This is a genomic window from Phreatobacter sp. (assembly GCF_022843985.1).
Taxonomy (GTDB): domain Bacteria; phylum Pseudomonadota; class Alphaproteobacteria; order Rhizobiales; family Phreatobacteraceae; genus Phreatobacter.
This window is the reverse complement of the sequence record NZ_JALHMP010000017.1, coordinates 26985-41169: the sequence shown is the minus strand read 5'-3', so window position 1 is coordinate 41169 and position 14185 is coordinate 26985. Positions and strand designations below refer to the sequence as shown.

11 protein-coding genes, 1 tRNA gene, 1 pseudogene and 1 other annotated feature are annotated in these 14185 nt (G+C 65.6%); of the genes and pseudogenes, 10 read left to right on the top strand and 3 right to left on the bottom strand.

The window, feature by feature from the left end; genetic code table 11:
- Positions 1 to 68 precede the first annotated feature (68 nt).
- The 5 genes from Q0C57_RS13050 to recJ all read left to right on the top strand — a co-directional run bounded on the left by Q0C57_RS13050 (position 69) and on the right by recJ (position 6386).
- On the top strand, positions 69 to 1298 hold the full coding sequence (locus tag Q0C57_RS13050) for an LL-diaminopimelate aminotransferase (protein WP_296576866.1): 1230 nt from the start codon (positions 69 to 71) through the stop codon (positions 1296 to 1298).
- A 31-nt stretch (positions 1299 to 1329) separates the two neighbouring features.
- The gene (dapB, locus tag Q0C57_RS13045; protein ID WP_296576865.1) at positions 1330 to 2136 is read left to right on the top strand and encodes a 4-hydroxy-tetrahydrodipicolinate reductase; all 807 of its coding nucleotides are present in this window, start codon (positions 1330 to 1332) and stop codon (positions 2134 to 2136) included.
- A 92-nt stretch (positions 2137 to 2228) separates the two neighbouring features.
- A complete protein-coding gene (locus Q0C57_RS13040) occupies positions 2229 to 3548 on the top strand; it encodes a homoserine dehydrogenase (protein WP_296576864.1) in 1320 nt (439 codons plus the stop codon).
- Between the two features lie 32 nt (positions 3549 to 3580).
- On the top strand, positions 3581 to 4582 hold the full coding sequence (glpX, locus tag Q0C57_RS13035) for a class II fructose-bisphosphatase (RefSeq protein WP_296576863.1): 1002 nt from the start codon (positions 3581 to 3583) through the stop codon (positions 4580 to 4582).
- A gap of 4 nt (positions 4583 to 4586) precedes the next feature.
- Positions 4587 to 6386 carry a single-stranded-DNA-specific exonuclease RecJ gene (gene recJ / locus Q0C57_RS13030; RefSeq protein WP_296576862.1) on the top strand — a complete coding sequence of 600 codons (1800 nt, stop codon included), beginning with the start codon at positions 4587 to 4589 and terminating at the stop codon, positions 6384 to 6386.
- On the opposite strand, the gene Q0C57_RS13025 is transcribed toward recJ, so the two are convergent.
- On the bottom strand, positions 6387 to 6887 hold the full coding sequence (locus Q0C57_RS13025) for a hypothetical protein (RefSeq protein ID WP_296576861.1): 501 nt from the start codon (positions 6885 to 6887) through the stop codon (positions 6387 to 6389).
- Between Q0C57_RS13025 and lysM the strand changes: the two genes are divergently transcribed.
- The 4 genes from lysM to Q0C57_RS13005 all read left to right on the top strand — a co-directional run bounded on the left by lysM (position 6877) and on the right by Q0C57_RS13005 (position 9187).
- Entirely contained in the window at positions 6877 to 7425 is a 549-nt protein-coding gene (gene lysM / locus Q0C57_RS13020) for a peptidoglycan-binding protein LysM (protein WP_296576860.1), read from the top strand. The genes Q0C57_RS13025 and lysM overlap by 11 nt on opposite strands.
- A 70-nt stretch (positions 7426 to 7495) precedes the next feature.
- The gene (locus tag Q0C57_RS13015) at positions 7496 to 8473 is read left to right on the top strand and encodes a tripartite tricarboxylate transporter substrate binding protein (protein ID WP_296576859.1); all 978 of its coding nucleotides are present in this window, start codon (positions 7496 to 7498) and stop codon (positions 8471 to 8473) included.
- A 67-nt stretch (positions 8474 to 8540) separates the two neighbouring features.
- Positions 8541 to 8616, top strand: a tRNA-Glu gene (locus Q0C57_RS13010).
- Positions 8617 to 8770: 154 nt separating this feature from the next.
- Positions 8771 to 9187 (top strand): DpnI domain-containing protein, encoded by a 417-nt coding sequence (locus tag Q0C57_RS13005; RefSeq protein WP_296576858.1) that lies wholly within the window; start codon positions 8771 to 8773, stop codon positions 9185 to 9187.
- A gap of 38 nt (positions 9188 to 9225) precedes the next feature.
- On the opposite strand, the pseudogene Q0C57_RS13000 reads toward Q0C57_RS13005, so the two are convergent.
- Positions 9226 to 10453, bottom strand: a pseudogene (locus Q0C57_RS13000) (IS3 family transposase).
- Positions 10051 to 10169 (bottom strand) — a sequence feature (AL1L pseudoknot). It overlaps the preceding pseudogene by 119 nt.
- 48 nt (positions 10454 to 10501) lie before the next feature.
- The gene (locus Q0C57_RS12995) at positions 10502 to 11296 is read right to left on the bottom strand and encodes an ion transporter (RefSeq protein ID WP_296576857.1); all 795 of its coding nucleotides are present in this window, start codon (positions 11294 to 11296) and stop codon (positions 10502 to 10504) included.
- A gap of 530 nt (positions 11297 to 11826) precedes the next feature.
- Between Q0C57_RS12995 and Q0C57_RS12990 the strand changes: the two genes are divergently transcribed.
- The gene (locus tag Q0C57_RS12990; protein ID WP_296576856.1) at positions 11827 to 14040 is read left to right on the top strand and encodes a methyl-accepting chemotaxis protein; all 2214 of its coding nucleotides are present in this window, start codon (positions 11827 to 11829) and stop codon (positions 14038 to 14040) included.
- The last annotated feature ends 145 nt before the right edge of the window (positions 14041 to 14185 follow it).

Genomic DNA, 14185 nt, shown 5'->3' with positions numbered 1-14185 from the left:
CCGTATTGCAATGTGATACGAGGCAAGCCCCTTGCGGCAAGGCCTGCCGCCCGAGCGACCTGTCACCGATGACCCACTCCCAGTTCCACCGCATCCGCCGGCTGCCGCCCTATGTCTTCGAGCAGGTGAACAAGGTGAAGGCCGCCGCCCGGGCCAAGGGCGTCGACATCATCGACCTCGGGATGGGCAACCCCGATCTGCCGGCGCCTGAGCACGTCATCGAGAAGCTCAAGGAGACGATCGGCAAGCCGCGCACCGACCGCTATTCAGCCTCGAAGGGCATTCCGGGCCTGAGGCGCGCCCAGGCGGCCTATTACGCGCGCCGGTTCGGCGTCAAGCTCGACCCCGACACGCAGGTTATCGCCACGCTCGGCTCGAAGGAGGGCTTTGCCAATATGGCGCAGGCCATCACCGCGCCCGGCGACGTCGTGCTCTGCCCCAATCCGAGCTACCCGATCCACGCCTTCGGTTTCCTGATGGCGGGCGGCGTCATCCGCTCTGTGCCGGCGACCGCCGACGAGGAGTATTTCAGGGCCATGGAGCGGGCGATGCAGCACTCCATCCCGAAGCCGATCGCTGTGGTGACCTGCTACCCGTCGAACCCGACGGCCCAGGTCGCCGACCTCGACTTCTACGCCGAACTGGTGCGCTTCGCGAAGAAGCACGACCTGATCGTCCTCTCCGACCTTGCCTATGCCGAGGTCTATTTCGATGACGCCAATCCGCCGCCGTCCATCCTGCAGGTGCCTGGCGCGTTCGACGTGGCTGTCGAGTTCACCTCCATGTCGAAGACCTTCTCGATGGCCGGCTGGCGCATTGGCTTCGCGGTGGGCAACGAGCGTCTCTGCGCAGCCCTTGCGCGGGTCAAGAGCTATCTCGACTATGGCGCCTACACCCCAGTGCAGGTGGCGGCGACCGCCGCCCTGAATGGGCCCGAGGACTGCATCCATGAGATGCGCGGAACCTATCGCAAGCGCCGTGATGCGCTGATCGAGAGCTTCGGCAAGGCCGGCTGGGACATTCCCGTGCCGCAGGCCTCGATGTTCGCCTGGGTGCCGATCCCGGACCAGTTCAAGCCGCTGGGATCGCTCGAATTCGCCAAGCTGCTGGTCGAGAAGGCGGAAGTCGCCGTCGCTCCGGGAATCGGCTTCGGCGAGCACGGCGACGACTATGTCCGTATCGCCGTGGTCGAGAACGAGCAGCGGATCCGCCAGGCGGCGCGCAATGTGAAGCGCTTCTTCGATGGCGCCGCGACCACCCTCCACAACGTCATTCCCATCACCGCCGCCAGCCGTTGAGCCGGACGCGGACAGTCCGGCAGGAGCCGCCATGATACGCATCGTCGTCGCCGGAACGTCCGGCTGGGTGGGCCGCGAGCTGGTCAAGGCCGTCACCGCCGCTCCGGACCTGACCCTCGCAGCCGCCGTGGCGCGCTCGTCGGCGGGACGGGATGCCGGCGACGTCGCGGGCATGGCCGCGACCGGCGTGACCGTCGTGTCGAGCCTGGCGGAGGCGCTGGCCGTCCCGAGCGACGTGGTCATCGACTACACCAAGCCACATGTGGTCAAGGGCCATACGCTGGAGGCTCTTGCCGCCGGCCGCCATGTGGTCATCGGAACGTCTGGCCTGTCGGCTGATGACTATGCAGAGATCGACCGGGCAGCCGTTGCCGCCGGGCGCGGGGTGATTGCCGCCGGCAATTTCTCGATTACGGCATCGCTGCTGAAGCGCTTTGCCACCATGGCGGCGCGGCATGTGCCCGATGTCGAGATCATCGACTATGCCTCCGCCAAGAAGCCCGACACGCCGTCAGGCACGGGCCGCGAGCTCGGCGAGATTCTCTCCGCGATTCGTGGCGCGCCGACCTCTAAGCCGGTGGACGAACTCGGTGGCATCCGCGAAACGCGGGGCGGCGCGGTCAATGCCGGCGGCATCGCAGTGCAGGTCCATTCGGTGCGCATGCCGTCCTTTGTCCTGTCTGCCGAAGCAATTTTCGGGCTGCCGGACGAGCGGCTGACCATCCGCCACGATGCGGGGTCCTCGGCAGCGCCCTATGTCGGTGGCACGCTGCTGGCGGCGCGCAAGGTGAGGGGTTCTACAGGGTTGATCCGCGGCATCGATCACCTTCTGGATTGAGCCCCAAGAGCCGGCATTCCTTGCCTTGGCCGGCCAAATCGGGCACAAGCCCGGCGCGACGCGGTGGTCGCGGCAGTGCGGATCGATTACCCATGCAGGACGTCTTGAAAGTCGGGATCGCCGGCCTCGGTACGGTCGGGGCTTCGGTCGTCCGGCTCATTGCCAAGCGTGACAATCGCCTGGCCGAAGCCGCCGGGCGGCCCATCCGCGTTACGGCGGTCACGGCCCGCTCGCGCGGCAAGGACCGTGGCATTGATCTGGCCGGGGTTCGCTGGTGCGACGATTCCGTCAGCCTCGCCGCCGATCCCGAGATCGACGTTTTCGTCGAACTCATGGGCGGAGCCGGTGACCCCGCCAAGGCGGCGGTCGAGACGGCGCTGGAGAGCGGTAAGGCGGTGGTCACCGCCAACAAGGCGCTTCTGGCCGCCCACGGCACGGCCCTTGCGCGTAAGGCCGAGGCCAAGGGCCTCGCGCTCAATTTCGAAGCGGCGGTCGCTGGCGGCATCCCCGTCATCAAGACGCTGCGCGAAAGCCTGCTCGGCAATACGATCGAGCGCGTCTATGGCATCCTCAACGGTACCTGCAACTACATCCTCACCCGCATGGCGGAGGAGGGGATCAGCTTCGAGGAGTGCCTCAGGGACGCCCAGCGCCTTGGCTATGCGGAAGCTGATCCGACCTTCGACGTCGATGGGTTCGACACGGCCCACAAGCTGTCGCTTCTCACCAGCCTCGCCTTCGGCACGCTCGTCGACACCAAGGGCATCTCGATCGAGGGCATCCGCTCGATCAAGCCGGTCGACCTGAGGATGGCCGAGGAACTCGGCTACCGCGTCAAGCTGCTCGGCGTCGCGCAGCGCACCGCCGACGGCGTCGAGCAGCGCGTCCATCCGACCTTCATTCCGAAGGACGAGGCCATCGCCCAGGTCAATGGCGTGTTGAACGCCGTGGCCATCGACGCCGATGCTGTCGACCTCACTCTGGTCGGCCCCGGCGCGGGCGGCGATGCGACGGCCTCGGCTGTGATCGCCGACATCGTCGATGTGGCGCGTGGACATCGCACGGCACCGTTCATCCGGCCGGTCTCGGCCCTGACCAAGCCGAGCCGTGCGCCCATGACGCGCCACGAGGGCGGCTACTACATTCGCCTCGAGGTCGTCGACAAGCCTGGAACCGCGGCGCGCATCGCCTCGCGCATGGCGCAGAACAATATCTCGCTGGAATCGATCGTGCAGCGCCGGGCCGGACCCGTGCGCGGCGGAACCGATCCGGCAGCGGCGGCCGCTCCGGCGCCCGTTGTGCTCATCACCTATGCCACGACGGAGGCGGCCGTCCGCCGCGCCGTCAAGTCGATGGACGCGGACGGCATCCTTCTTGGAGCCCCGCAGGTCATCCGCATCGAACGCAACTGAACGCACGACAAAAGCGCGAAAAGGACGTCACAATGGCCGAGCAGGGGCTTTCCATCCCGAAGAACCTCATCATCGAGCGCGTGCTCTCGATGGAGCTCGTCCGGGTGACGGAGCGGGCGGCTGTGGCCTCCGCGCGCCTGCGCGGTCGCGGCAACGAGAAGGCCGCTGACCAGGCGGCGGTCGACGCCATGCGCCGCGAACTCAACAAGCTGCCCATCGACGGCACGGTCGTCATCGGCGAGGGCGAGCGCGACGAGGCGCCGATGCTCTACATCGGCGAAGAGGTCGGTACCAAGAAGGGTCCGAAGGTGGACATCGCGCTCGATCCGCTCGAGGGCACAACGCTCTGCGCCAAGGACATGCCCGGCTCGATCGCCGTCATCGCCATGGCCGAGCACGGCTCCCTGCTCTATGCCCCTGATGTCTACATGGACAAGATCGCCATCGGTCCGGGCTATCCGAAAGGCGTTGTCGATCTCGACGCCTCGCCGGTCGAGAACATCCATGCCCTCGCCAAGGCGAAGGGCGTGAAGCCGGGCGAGATCACCGCCCTGATCATGGACCGGCCCCGCCACGCCAAGCTGATCGAGGCCGTGCGGAGCACCGGCGCCGCCATCCGCCTCATTACCGATGGCGACGTCGCGGGTGTCATTCACACCGCCAATGCGCTGGAGACCGGCATCGACATCTATCTGGGCATTGGCGGCGCGCCCGAGGGCGTGCTGGCAGCGGCGGCCCTGCGCTGTGTCGGCGGTCAGATGCAGGCGCGGCTGATCCTCGACAGCGAGGCCAAGATCGAGCGTGCCCGCAAGATGGGCGTCAAGGACCCGACCAAGAAGTACGAGATGGAGGAAATGGCCTCCGGCGACGTGATCGTCTCGGCCACCGGCGTCACCGACGGCGCCCTCCTGAAGGGCGTCGTCTTCGGCCCCGACCTTATCACCACCGAAACCATCGTCTACCGGTCGACGACCGGCACCGTGCGTCGCATCTTCGGCGAGCACCGCCAGCTTGAGAAATTCCATCTCGACTGACCCGATGGAACGCCGCCGGCTGTTTCTCGGCATCGAAAAGTCGGCCCTGGGCCGCGCCTGGCGCGACCGGCTCGATGAGCCGGGGCGCGCCAGGGCCTTGGCCATCACCCAGGCCCTCGCCTTGCCGGACATTCTGGCCCGTGTCCTTGCAGGTCGGGGCGTCGACGCCGACACGGCGGAGGCCTTCCTCGAACCGACGATCCGCGCGGTGATGCCGGACCCTTCCGTCCTCACCGACATGGACCGGGCCGTCGAACGCCTTGCCAAGGCGGTGCTGACCGGCGAACAAGTGGCGATCTTCGGCGACTATGACGTCGACGGCGCCTCTTCGTCAGCGGTTCTGGCGCTGTTCCTTCGCGCCGCCGGGCTCGACCCCCTGCTGCATATCCCCGACCGCATCTTTGAGGGTTATGGACCCAATGCCGAAGCCCTGCGCATGCTGGCGGGGAAGGGGGCAACGCTGGTCGTCACCCTCGACTGCGGCACCACAAGCCACCAGGTGCTCGGCGAGGCGGCGGCGATCGGCCTCGATGTGGTCGTCTGCGATCATCACCAGGCCGACGAGACGCTTCCCGACGTTGAGGCAATCGTCAATCCCAACCGGCAGGATGATCTTTCCGGACTGAGTCAACTCTGTGCTGCCGGCGTCACCTTCATGATGGTGGTGGCGCTCAACCGCCATCTGCGCGCCAAGGGACACTGGACGACGGCACGGCCGGAACCTGACCTGATGGGACTGCTCGACCTCGTCGCTCTCGGCACGGTCGCCGATGTCGTGCCGTTGATAGGTCTCAACCGCGCCTTCGTCACGCGCGGCCTCGTGGTGATGCGGCGGCGTGAGAATGCCGGCCTGAGGGCCCTCATGGACGTGGCGCGGCTCGACGGACCGCCGACACCCTACCATCTCGGTTTCCTGCTCGGGCCGCGCATCAATGCAGGTGGTCGGATCGGCGACGCGGCCCTCGGCCTGCGGCTTTTGATGACCGAGGATACGCTGGAGGCGGAGCGCATCGCAGCTGATCTCGACCGTCTCAATCGCGAAAGGCAGGTGGTCGAACTGGGCACCGTCGCCGAGGCCGAGGCCGAGGCCCTGGCAGCGCTCGGGCCGCTGGAGGAGGGGGCCTCGGTGGTGGTGACCGCCGGTAACGGCTGGCACCCGGGTGTCGTCGGCCTCGTCGCCTCACGGCTGAAGGAGCGATTCAAGCGCCCCGCCTTTGCGATCGCCTTCACCGGAGAGGTCGGCACCGGGTCCGGCCGCTCCGTCGCAGGGGTCGATCTTGGCGCCGCCGTCCGCCGTGCCGTCGGTGCCGGGATCCTCGTCAAGGGCGGTGGCCATGTCATGGCGGCCGGCATCACCGTGCAGCGTGACCGGCTCGCGGCCTTCCGCGCCTTTCTCGAAGGTCATCTCGCCGATGCTGTGACGCGCGCGCGCCGTGAGGACTCCCTCCTCGTCGATGCGGCGACAACGGCCGCGGCGCTGACCCTGGACCTCGTCGCCATGCTCGACCGGGCCGGGCCCTTCGGTACCGGCAATCCCGAGCCCGTTCTCGTCTTGCCCTCGCATACGCTCGTGCATGTCGATGAACTGGCCGGCGCGCATTTGCGAGCGCGCCTGCGCAGTGGTGACGGTAGGACGGTGGAGGCAGTCGCGTTTCGTGCGGTGGGGCAACCGCTGGGCCAGATGCTGACGGCAAGTCGCGGTCGGTCCCTGCATGTTGCCGGCTTCGCAGGGACCAACCGCTGGCAAGGGCAGGAACGGGTACAGTTCCGAATGATCGACGCCGCGGCGCCGCCGGCCGGCTGATCAGCCGGCGAAGAAGGCCGGACGGAAGTTCGCGAGCCGGCGCCGGGGCTTCGAGGCCGGGGCCATGGCGGCGACATCCTGGGCCTGCCCGCGCGCTGCCATGAGTTCGACCGCTTGCATGGCGAGGGACCTGGCACGTGGCGCCAGCGCATGGTCAGCCGTCACTATTTCGCGCAGAACCGACAGGAGGGTCGTGGCCTCGGTGGCCGGGTTGGCGCAGGTGCGGGCATCTTCCAGAAGGTCCCGGAAAGAAGGGGTCCAGGCGGGATCATGCAGCCGCCAGAGGACGAGCGCGACGAGGCCATCGTCGTCAATCCCGGCGCCTGTCGCCGTTACATTCGCTGACCCAGAACCCATGACATCGCACCTGATACGCAACTGACGATACGGAATCGGCACACCCGACAAAACCGATTGCACTCCGGTGCTGCCGCAACGGCAACTGGTAGATAGCACCGGATCGGCCTTATCCACAACCAGCGATGCTGCGGTGCGCCACATCCGATATCTGGCTTTACGTAAGGTCCGCTGGTCAGAGCGCCACGCTGGCGGTAGTGTGCGCCCGGTCGCCTTTGAAGAGCGGCTTGGCAGCGAGGAGCAGAGCATGGGTTTCTTCGATTTCGTTAAGAATGTCGGCAAGAAGCTGATGGGTGCCAGCGAGGCACAGGCGGCGCCGGCCCCGGCGCTGACACAGGAGGTAGCGAGCCACGGCTTCGACACCAGCAAGCTGCAGATCGACACGTCCGGCAACAACGTGCAGTTGTCCGGCCAGGTCAAGTCGCAGGAAGAGGCCGAGCGCATCATTCTTGCCCTCGGAAATACAGTCGGCGTCGCGCAGGTTGATACAAGCCAGTTGATCGTGGCGGCCGAGACGCCCGCGGCCAAATTCTACACGGTGAAGAAGGGCGACACGCTCTGGAAGATCGCCGAGACCCATTACGGCAAGGGTGCGGAATTTCCGAAGATCGTCGCGGCCAACAATCCGCCGATCGTCAATCCGGATCTGATCCAGCCAGGCTGGGTGCTTCGCATTCCCTGAGCGCGCCCTATACTCCTGTTCGGGCGGGGGCCTCGACGCCTCCGCCGGCACATCGACCGGGAGAACGCCAATGCCATCCATCACGCGCCGCGGCCTCACCGCCGCTGCCTTCATCGCGCCGCTCGCCCCCGCCGTCCTGAGGGCTCAATCCTGGCCTTCCGGGACCATTCGGATCATCGCGCCCTTTCCGCCGGGTGGATCGGTCGATGCGCTCGCGCGACTCGCCCAGCCTGTCCTGGAGCGCAGCCTCGGCGCGACGGTGATCGTCGAGAACCGCGCCGGGGCCGGCGGCAGCGTCGGTGCCAATGCCGTCGCCAAGGCGGCGCCGGACGGCAATACCTGGCTGTTCGTCTTCGATACCCACGCCGTCAATCCGACCCTGTTGCCAAACATGCCCTTCGATTCGGTGAAGGATCTCGATCCGGTGATGCTGATCGGTACGGCGCCGATGGTGCTGGTCACCCATCCCTCGCAGCCCTTTCGCACCCTCGCCGACGTGGTCCAGGCCGGCAAGGACCGCGCCGGTGGTGTACCCTACGGGACCATCGGCAATGGTAGCCTTGGGCATCTTGCCATGACGCTGCTGGCGCGTCGCGCGGCGACCACTTTCAACCACATCCCCTACCGGGGCGGCGGTCCGCTGGTGAACGATGCGCTCGGCGGCCATGTCCCGCTGTCGATCGCCTCGGTCGCCGTCCTCGCCACGCATCTGACAGCCGGCACGCTGCGGCCGCTCGCCCAGACCGGCGCTCAGCGGGCTACAACGCTGCCCCAGGTGCCGACCGTGGCGGAGAGCGGATTCGCCGGTTTCGAGGCGGAGGCCTGGTGGGGTGTCTTCGCGCCGGCCGGCACGCCGGGGCCGATCGTCGCACGGTTCCAGCAAGCGCTCTCCGCCGCTTTCCGCGAGCCGGCGACGGCCAAACAGCTCACGGAAACGCAGCAGATCAAGCTCCTCGCCAGCGGGCCGAACGAACTGAGGACATTTTTCGCCGACCAGATGAAGATCTGGGGCGATGTGGTGCGGGAGAATTCCATCACGGCAAGCTGATTTTCCGCCGGGGACGCTTGATGGCTGCCGGGAACACCCCTATAACCCGGCCGCCGCCAAGCGGTTCGCTCCCTTCGTCTAGAGGCCTAGGACACCAGCCTTTCACGTTGGGTACACGGGTTCGAATCCCGTAGGGAGCGCCAGCCGCTTTTTGCAAAGAAATCTTCATTTACAACAACGACTTAGTTGGTCAGCAATTCTGACCTATCCCCCAGTGGGCGTCGAGCTTATCCCCCAGAGCCGCGGGCTTGCCGAGAATCGCGACTCACCGTCCAGAATGGCTGCGAAGGTGGGAGCATGCCGACAGCACGCCAAGAGCTTGGTCAGTTCGCTGAGACGCTGGTCGCCAAGTCCTGCACATGCCCCCGCTGTAAGCGCAGTCGGACCCTCATCAGGCTCCCTACCAACTTCAAGTGCGCGGACCTGATCTGCGACTTCTGCGGTTATCTCGCACAGGTCAAAGGGGCGACGGTGCGGGATGTCGGCGTGATACCCGGCAGCGTGATGGGGGCGGCTTGGGGGCCGCAGAAGGAGCGCATGGAAAGCGGCATCTATTTCCCCCTCTTTCTCGTTTTGGTCACGGCGGACAAGACCCAACAGGCCATCTTCTACCCGTCCGCTGACCTCCAGCGCCCCGAGATGTTCAGAAAGCGAAATCCACTGGGTTCCAGCGCTCGCCGGGCCGGTTGGACTGGCTTCAACTATGACACGTGAACCGCCCCGGTTTTGCCGGAGGGCAGTTTGCGTGAGTCCTACGCGGCGATTTTGATTGGCTCAAGTGCCGCGTAGTAGTTCGCTTCCGCATCGGCAGGCGGGATGTTGCCGATCGGCTCCAGGAGGCGCTGATGGTTGAACCAATCGACCCATTCGAGGGTTTTGTACTCCACGGCCTCGAACGATTTCCACGGCCCGAGCCGGTGGATGACCTCGGCCTTGAACAGCCCGATCACGCTCTCGGCCAGCGCATTGTCGTAGCTATCGCCGACGCTGCCGACGGAGGGATCGATACCTACCTCGGCTTGTCGCTCGGTGTATCGGATGCTCACATATTGCGATCCGCGGTCCGAATGATGGACGAGGCTCTCGGTCGGCTTGCGGGCATGCCGGGCCTGCTCCAGCGCGTCGAGCACGAAGCCCGCCGTCTGCGTACGGCTGACCCGCCAGCCAACGATGCGCCTGGCGAAGACGTCGATGACGAATGCAACATAGACCATGCCGCTCCAGGTCGAGACGTAGGTGAAGTCGGACACCCAAAGCTTGTTCGGCGCTTGGGCATGGAACTGTCGATTGACCAGATCGAAGGGGCAGACCGCTCCCTTGTCTGGCACGGTCGTCTTCACGACCTTGCCGCGCACCACGCCTTCTAGCCCGAGATGGGCCATCAGCCGGGCCACCCGGTCGCGGCCGACCTTGAAACCCTCGCGGTTCAGCTGCAGACAGACCTTCCGTGCGCCGTAGACGCCAAAGTTCTTCTTGTGGACCCGGACGATCTCCGCGGACAGCCGTTCATCCTCCTTCGCCCTTGTTGAGCGAAGTGCGGGATCAGCCTTGCGGCGGGCGTGTTCGTGCCAGGTGGAGGGGGCGATCCGCAGAACCCTTCACATCGGCGCGACCCTGTAGCTCTGCACATGGGCCTCCATGAAGGAGGTCACTTACGAAATGGTCGGTCGAGCTCTCACCTCGGGCGAAATACGCGCCCGCCTTCCGCAGGATCTCGTTCGCCTGGCGCAGATCACGGTTCTCCCGTTCGAGCGCCTTCAGCTTCGCCGAGACGTCGGAGGAAACACCAGCACGCTTCCCGCCATCGACCTCCGACTTCTTGACCCACTCCAGCAGCGTGTGGGTCGAGCAGCCGATCTTGGCGGCGATCGAGGCGCAGGCAACCCAGCGCGAGGAATGCTCGCCCTCCTGGTCGAGCACCAGCCGCACCGCCCGCTCGCGGACCTCAGGTGAAAACTTGTTCGTCGCCTTGCTCGTCATGGCTCCATCCTGCTTCGAAGTTGGAGCCTCCGGCAAAACCGGGGCGGTTCAGTTCGCGCTCTTCAAACCCTCACGCAGCGTCTGCATCTCGGCACGAAGCGTTCTCATTTCCTCCATCATCATTGTCTGCTCGTTGTGGATCGTCTCTCGCTCAATGGCCGTGGCGGCATCGTGCTCGGCCTGCATCGCCGCGACGACGACACCGATGAACAGATTGAGCACTGTGAACGTGGTGCAGGCGATGAAGGGTATGAAAAACGCCCAGGCCCACGGATAGGCTTCCATCACCGGGCGAACGATCCCCATGGACCAGCTCTCCAGCGTCATGATCTGGAACAGCGTGTAGGCCGAAGCACCGACCGTGCCGAACCACTCCGCGAACCGGCTGCCGAACAGCTGCGTGGCCATGACCGAGAAGACGTAGAAGACAAGCAACAGAAGCAACATGATCGATCCCATGCCCGGCAGCGCGCCGAGCAATCCACCCACCACCTTGCGCAGCGAGGGCACACCGCTCACCAGCCGAAGAACGCGCAACACGCGCAGGGCGCGCAGCACCGAGAACGCGCCCGTCGCCGGGAAAAGGGCAATGCCGACAACGACCAGATCGAAAATCCTCCACGGATTGCGGAAGAAATCGAGGCGGTAGACGATGATCTTAGCCACGAGTTCGGCGACAAAGACTGCAAGAATGATCTTGTCGACGGCCATCAGCAGCGGACCGAATCTGGCCATGACGGTTTCAGACGTCTCGAGTCCCAGGGTGATGGCGTTGACGACAATCAACAACATGATTGCAGACTCGAACCGGGGGGATTCGACGAGGGTCTTGAGCGCGTGCATGGGTGTGCCTGGTCAGATGATGAACAGCGGGGGGATCGGCGCGGCGAAGCGGCATGTCGCCCTTTTGGATTCGGACCATTTAGGCAGGGCCTTTTGGTCTGACGCAAGGCTGGTGCCGCCAGCGCGGTCGGATGTGGCGGCCAAAGGCTGATCCACGGACATTGGCGGAGGTTGCGAGCAATGCGAGTACCGTACGCCGTGGCGTGCCGTCTGTGAGCAGGCCGGACGCTGATCCTTGTGTCCTTATCGGACGCGTGTTTCGCGTCGAGAGCGATCCGCACAGAGTCTTAAGAGACAGAATGTCGCGTCGGTAATGTCTCTTTGAATGGCAATCGTAACCCGAAATTTACCAGAATGTCGTTGCGTAAAGGAGTGGTCTGGGGGCGTCGATGTTCAGGTCTATCAAGCATATCAGCCTCGCTCTTTGCGCGGTCCTGGGTGTGACTGTGGTCGCTTTCGCGGCCGCTGGGGTTTGGCAGGAATATGATCGGCTGCGCGCGAGCGAACGGGCCGCCCGTTCCGTCGAAGCCATGACGCTCTTGACCCGAGGCCTGGTTGAACTGTCGTTCGAGCGGTCGCTCACCCAGGTCGGCCTCGCCCTCGACGATCCCTTCCCGGAGCAGTTTGCAAACCTGCGCCGCACCCAGCGCGACAAGGCCGAGGAGCTCTTCCGGCAGTTGGACGCCCATCTCGCGGCCCATGATTTCGTCACCAACAGGCAGGAGTTCGACCAGCGCATGAACGCGCTGCGCCGCGAGGTCGCCGAGATCAGGAGCCAGGCCGATCGCGACCTCGTGCTGCCGAAGTCGCGCCGCACGGCCAATGCCGGTCAATTGGTCGATGGACTGAAACGCTCCATCTCCGACATGTTCGCCAACGCGGATCGGCTTCGTGTGGACAGCCGCTATTTGACCGCCGAGATCATTGCCCACGATCTTCTGATGCAGCGCGCCTGGGTGGTGCGGGAATATGGTGGCCGGGAACGGACCTTCTTCGCCATCGCTGCCCTGACGCGGGCGCCGCTCAGCCAGGCTGCGATCATCGAAATGGCCGCCTCCCATGGTCGCGTCCTGCAGAGCTGGGAACTGTCCCAGCTCGCCTTGCAGCGCCCGCTGATCGCGGCGCAGGTCAAGGACAGCGCGGCGCGCCTCGGCGCGAACTATTTCGGCGCCTATGAACGGGTCCGCCAGGCCATGTATGCCGCCGGTGCCGACGGCGCCTATCCGCAGGACTTCAACACCTACTTCGCGGCCTCATCGGCGGCTCTGGATGATGCGACCGCCATGATCGAGGCGGCAAGTGCCACAAATCTGGCTCTGGCTGCCGAGATGACAGCCGCCTCGCGGCGGGCTTTGGCGACGATCATCGCCATGACGGTCCTCGCCCTCGCTGGTGTCGGCTTCATGATCTACTTCTTCATCATGAGGGTTTCCGTTCGGGTCGCCAAGACGGCGGACCTGATGGAGCGGGTTGCCAGCGGCGATCTCACCATCTCGGCGGAGACCCTGTCCGGCCAGGACGAGATCGGTCGGCTTGAGGCCGCGCTGGGTGTCTTCCGATCCAATGCGCTGGAACGCCAGCGGCTCGAACAGTCCGCCCGTTCGGAAGCCGAAAGGGAGCGTCACCGCCAGGTTCGCCTCGATGCTCTCATTGCCACGTTCAAGGGGCGAATCTCGACCTATCTCGACAGCCTCGGCACCAAGACCGGGAGCATGCGCAACTCCGCATCGGTGCTCAGCGACGTCGCCGGGCATGCGACGCGTGAAGCGGGGGCGGCCCGGACCGCGTCCAGCGCAACGGCGCATGATGTGGAGACGGTGGCGCGCACCGCCGAAGCGCTGATCGCCTCGATCCGCGAGATCGCTCAGCAGACGCAACGGACAAGCGTCGTCGTCGATGACACCAATGCGGTTGCCGCACATACGCAGAGCCAGGTCGGGCAACTTGCGGACCTGACCGACCGGATCGGGGCGGTTGTCTCGACCATCCGGGCGATCGCCGAGCAAACCAATCTTCTCGCCTTGAATGCGACGATCGAGGCGGCCCGTGCCGGTGAGGCCGGCCGTGGCTTCTCGGTTGTGGCGAGCGAGGTCAAACAACTCGCCAGCCAGACCGCGAAAGCGACCGAAGAGATTGCCAGCGAGATTGCCAATGTCCAGCAGGCGACGCGCACCGCCGTGGGCGCCATTGGCGAGATCACCAGCCGCATCGGCGAAATCAAGACCGTGGCCGGTCTCGTCTCCGCCGCGATGGCCGAGCAGGACACCTCGACCCGTTCCATCGTCGCGGCGATCGAATCCGCCGCTGCCGGTGCGAACCAGGCGACCGGCAATGCCGATACCGTGACGACTTCCATCGAAGAGACCACCCGTCAGGCTGGTGAGGTCCGTGTCGTCTCCGATGAACTGGGCGAGGTGACCAAGGAGCTGTCGACAGCCGTCGACGGGTTCCTCACTGCCGTCGCTTCTGATCTCGGTGAGCGTCGCCAGCACATGCGCCACAAGCTGCGCGAGGCCGTTATGGTCAGCGCCGGCGGTCGCCGGACGCCGACTGTGATCGTCGACATTTCGGAGGCGGGCGCCCGGATCGAAGGCACGGCTATCGCCACGCCGCACCAGAAGGTGATGCTGGAATGGCCCGCGGGCCGGATGATTGCAGCCACCGTGGTGCGGGTGGGCGAGACCGACGTCGGTCTCAAGTTCGATCAACCGATCGAACTCGCCCCCTTCGGCATCGCCGCCTGAGAGTTGAACACAGATGGACCGCCGATCAGGTGCTGCGCCGCTGCGAGGGCCGGGGTTTTTTCCCGGGTGCCCGGCGCCGGGCGTGTCCGATGCGCCCTGTGTCGCCACCGCCTGCAGGTTCACGTGAGGCTTGCCGTGGAAGGAT

Bases quoted from the DNA above. Each gene is read 5' to 3' on its own strand.
- dapB (WP_296576865.1), top strand. From the start codon at position 1,330: ATGATACGCATCGTCGTCGCCGGAACGTCCGGCTGGGTGGGCCGCGAG.
- Q0C57_RS13015 (WP_296576859.1), top strand. From the start codon at position 7,496: ATGCCATCCATCACGCGCCGCGGCCTCACCGCCGCTGCCTTCATCGCG.
- recJ (WP_296576862.1), top strand. From the start codon at position 4,587: ATGGAACGCCGCCGGCTGTTTCTCGGCATCGAAAAGTCGGCCCTGGGC.
- Q0C57_RS13025 (WP_296576861.1), bottom strand. From the start codon at position 6,887: ATGTGGCGCACCGCAGCATCGCTGGTTGTGGATAAGGCCGATCCGGTG.
- glpX (WP_296576863.1), top strand. From the start codon at position 3,581: ATGGCCGAGCAGGGGCTTTCCATCCCGAAGAACCTCATCATCGAGCGC.
- Q0C57_RS13005 (WP_296576858.1), top strand. From the start codon at position 8,771: ATGCCGACAGCACGCCAAGAGCTTGGTCAGTTCGCTGAGACGCTGGTC.
- Q0C57_RS13040 (WP_296576864.1), top strand. From the start codon at position 2,229: ATGCAGGACGTCTTGAAAGTCGGGATCGCCGGCCTCGGTACGGTCGGG.
- Q0C57_RS13050 (WP_296576866.1), top strand. From the start codon at position 69: ATGACCCACTCCCAGTTCCACCGCATCCGCCGGCTGCCGCCCTATGTC.
- Q0C57_RS12990 (WP_296576856.1), top strand. From the start codon at position 11,827: ATGACGCTCTTGACCCGAGGCCTGGTTGAACTGTCGTTCGAGCGGTCG.
- Q0C57_RS12995 (WP_296576857.1), bottom strand. From the start codon at position 11,296: ATGCACGCGCTCAAGACCCTCGTCGAATCCCCCCGGTTCGAGTCTGCA.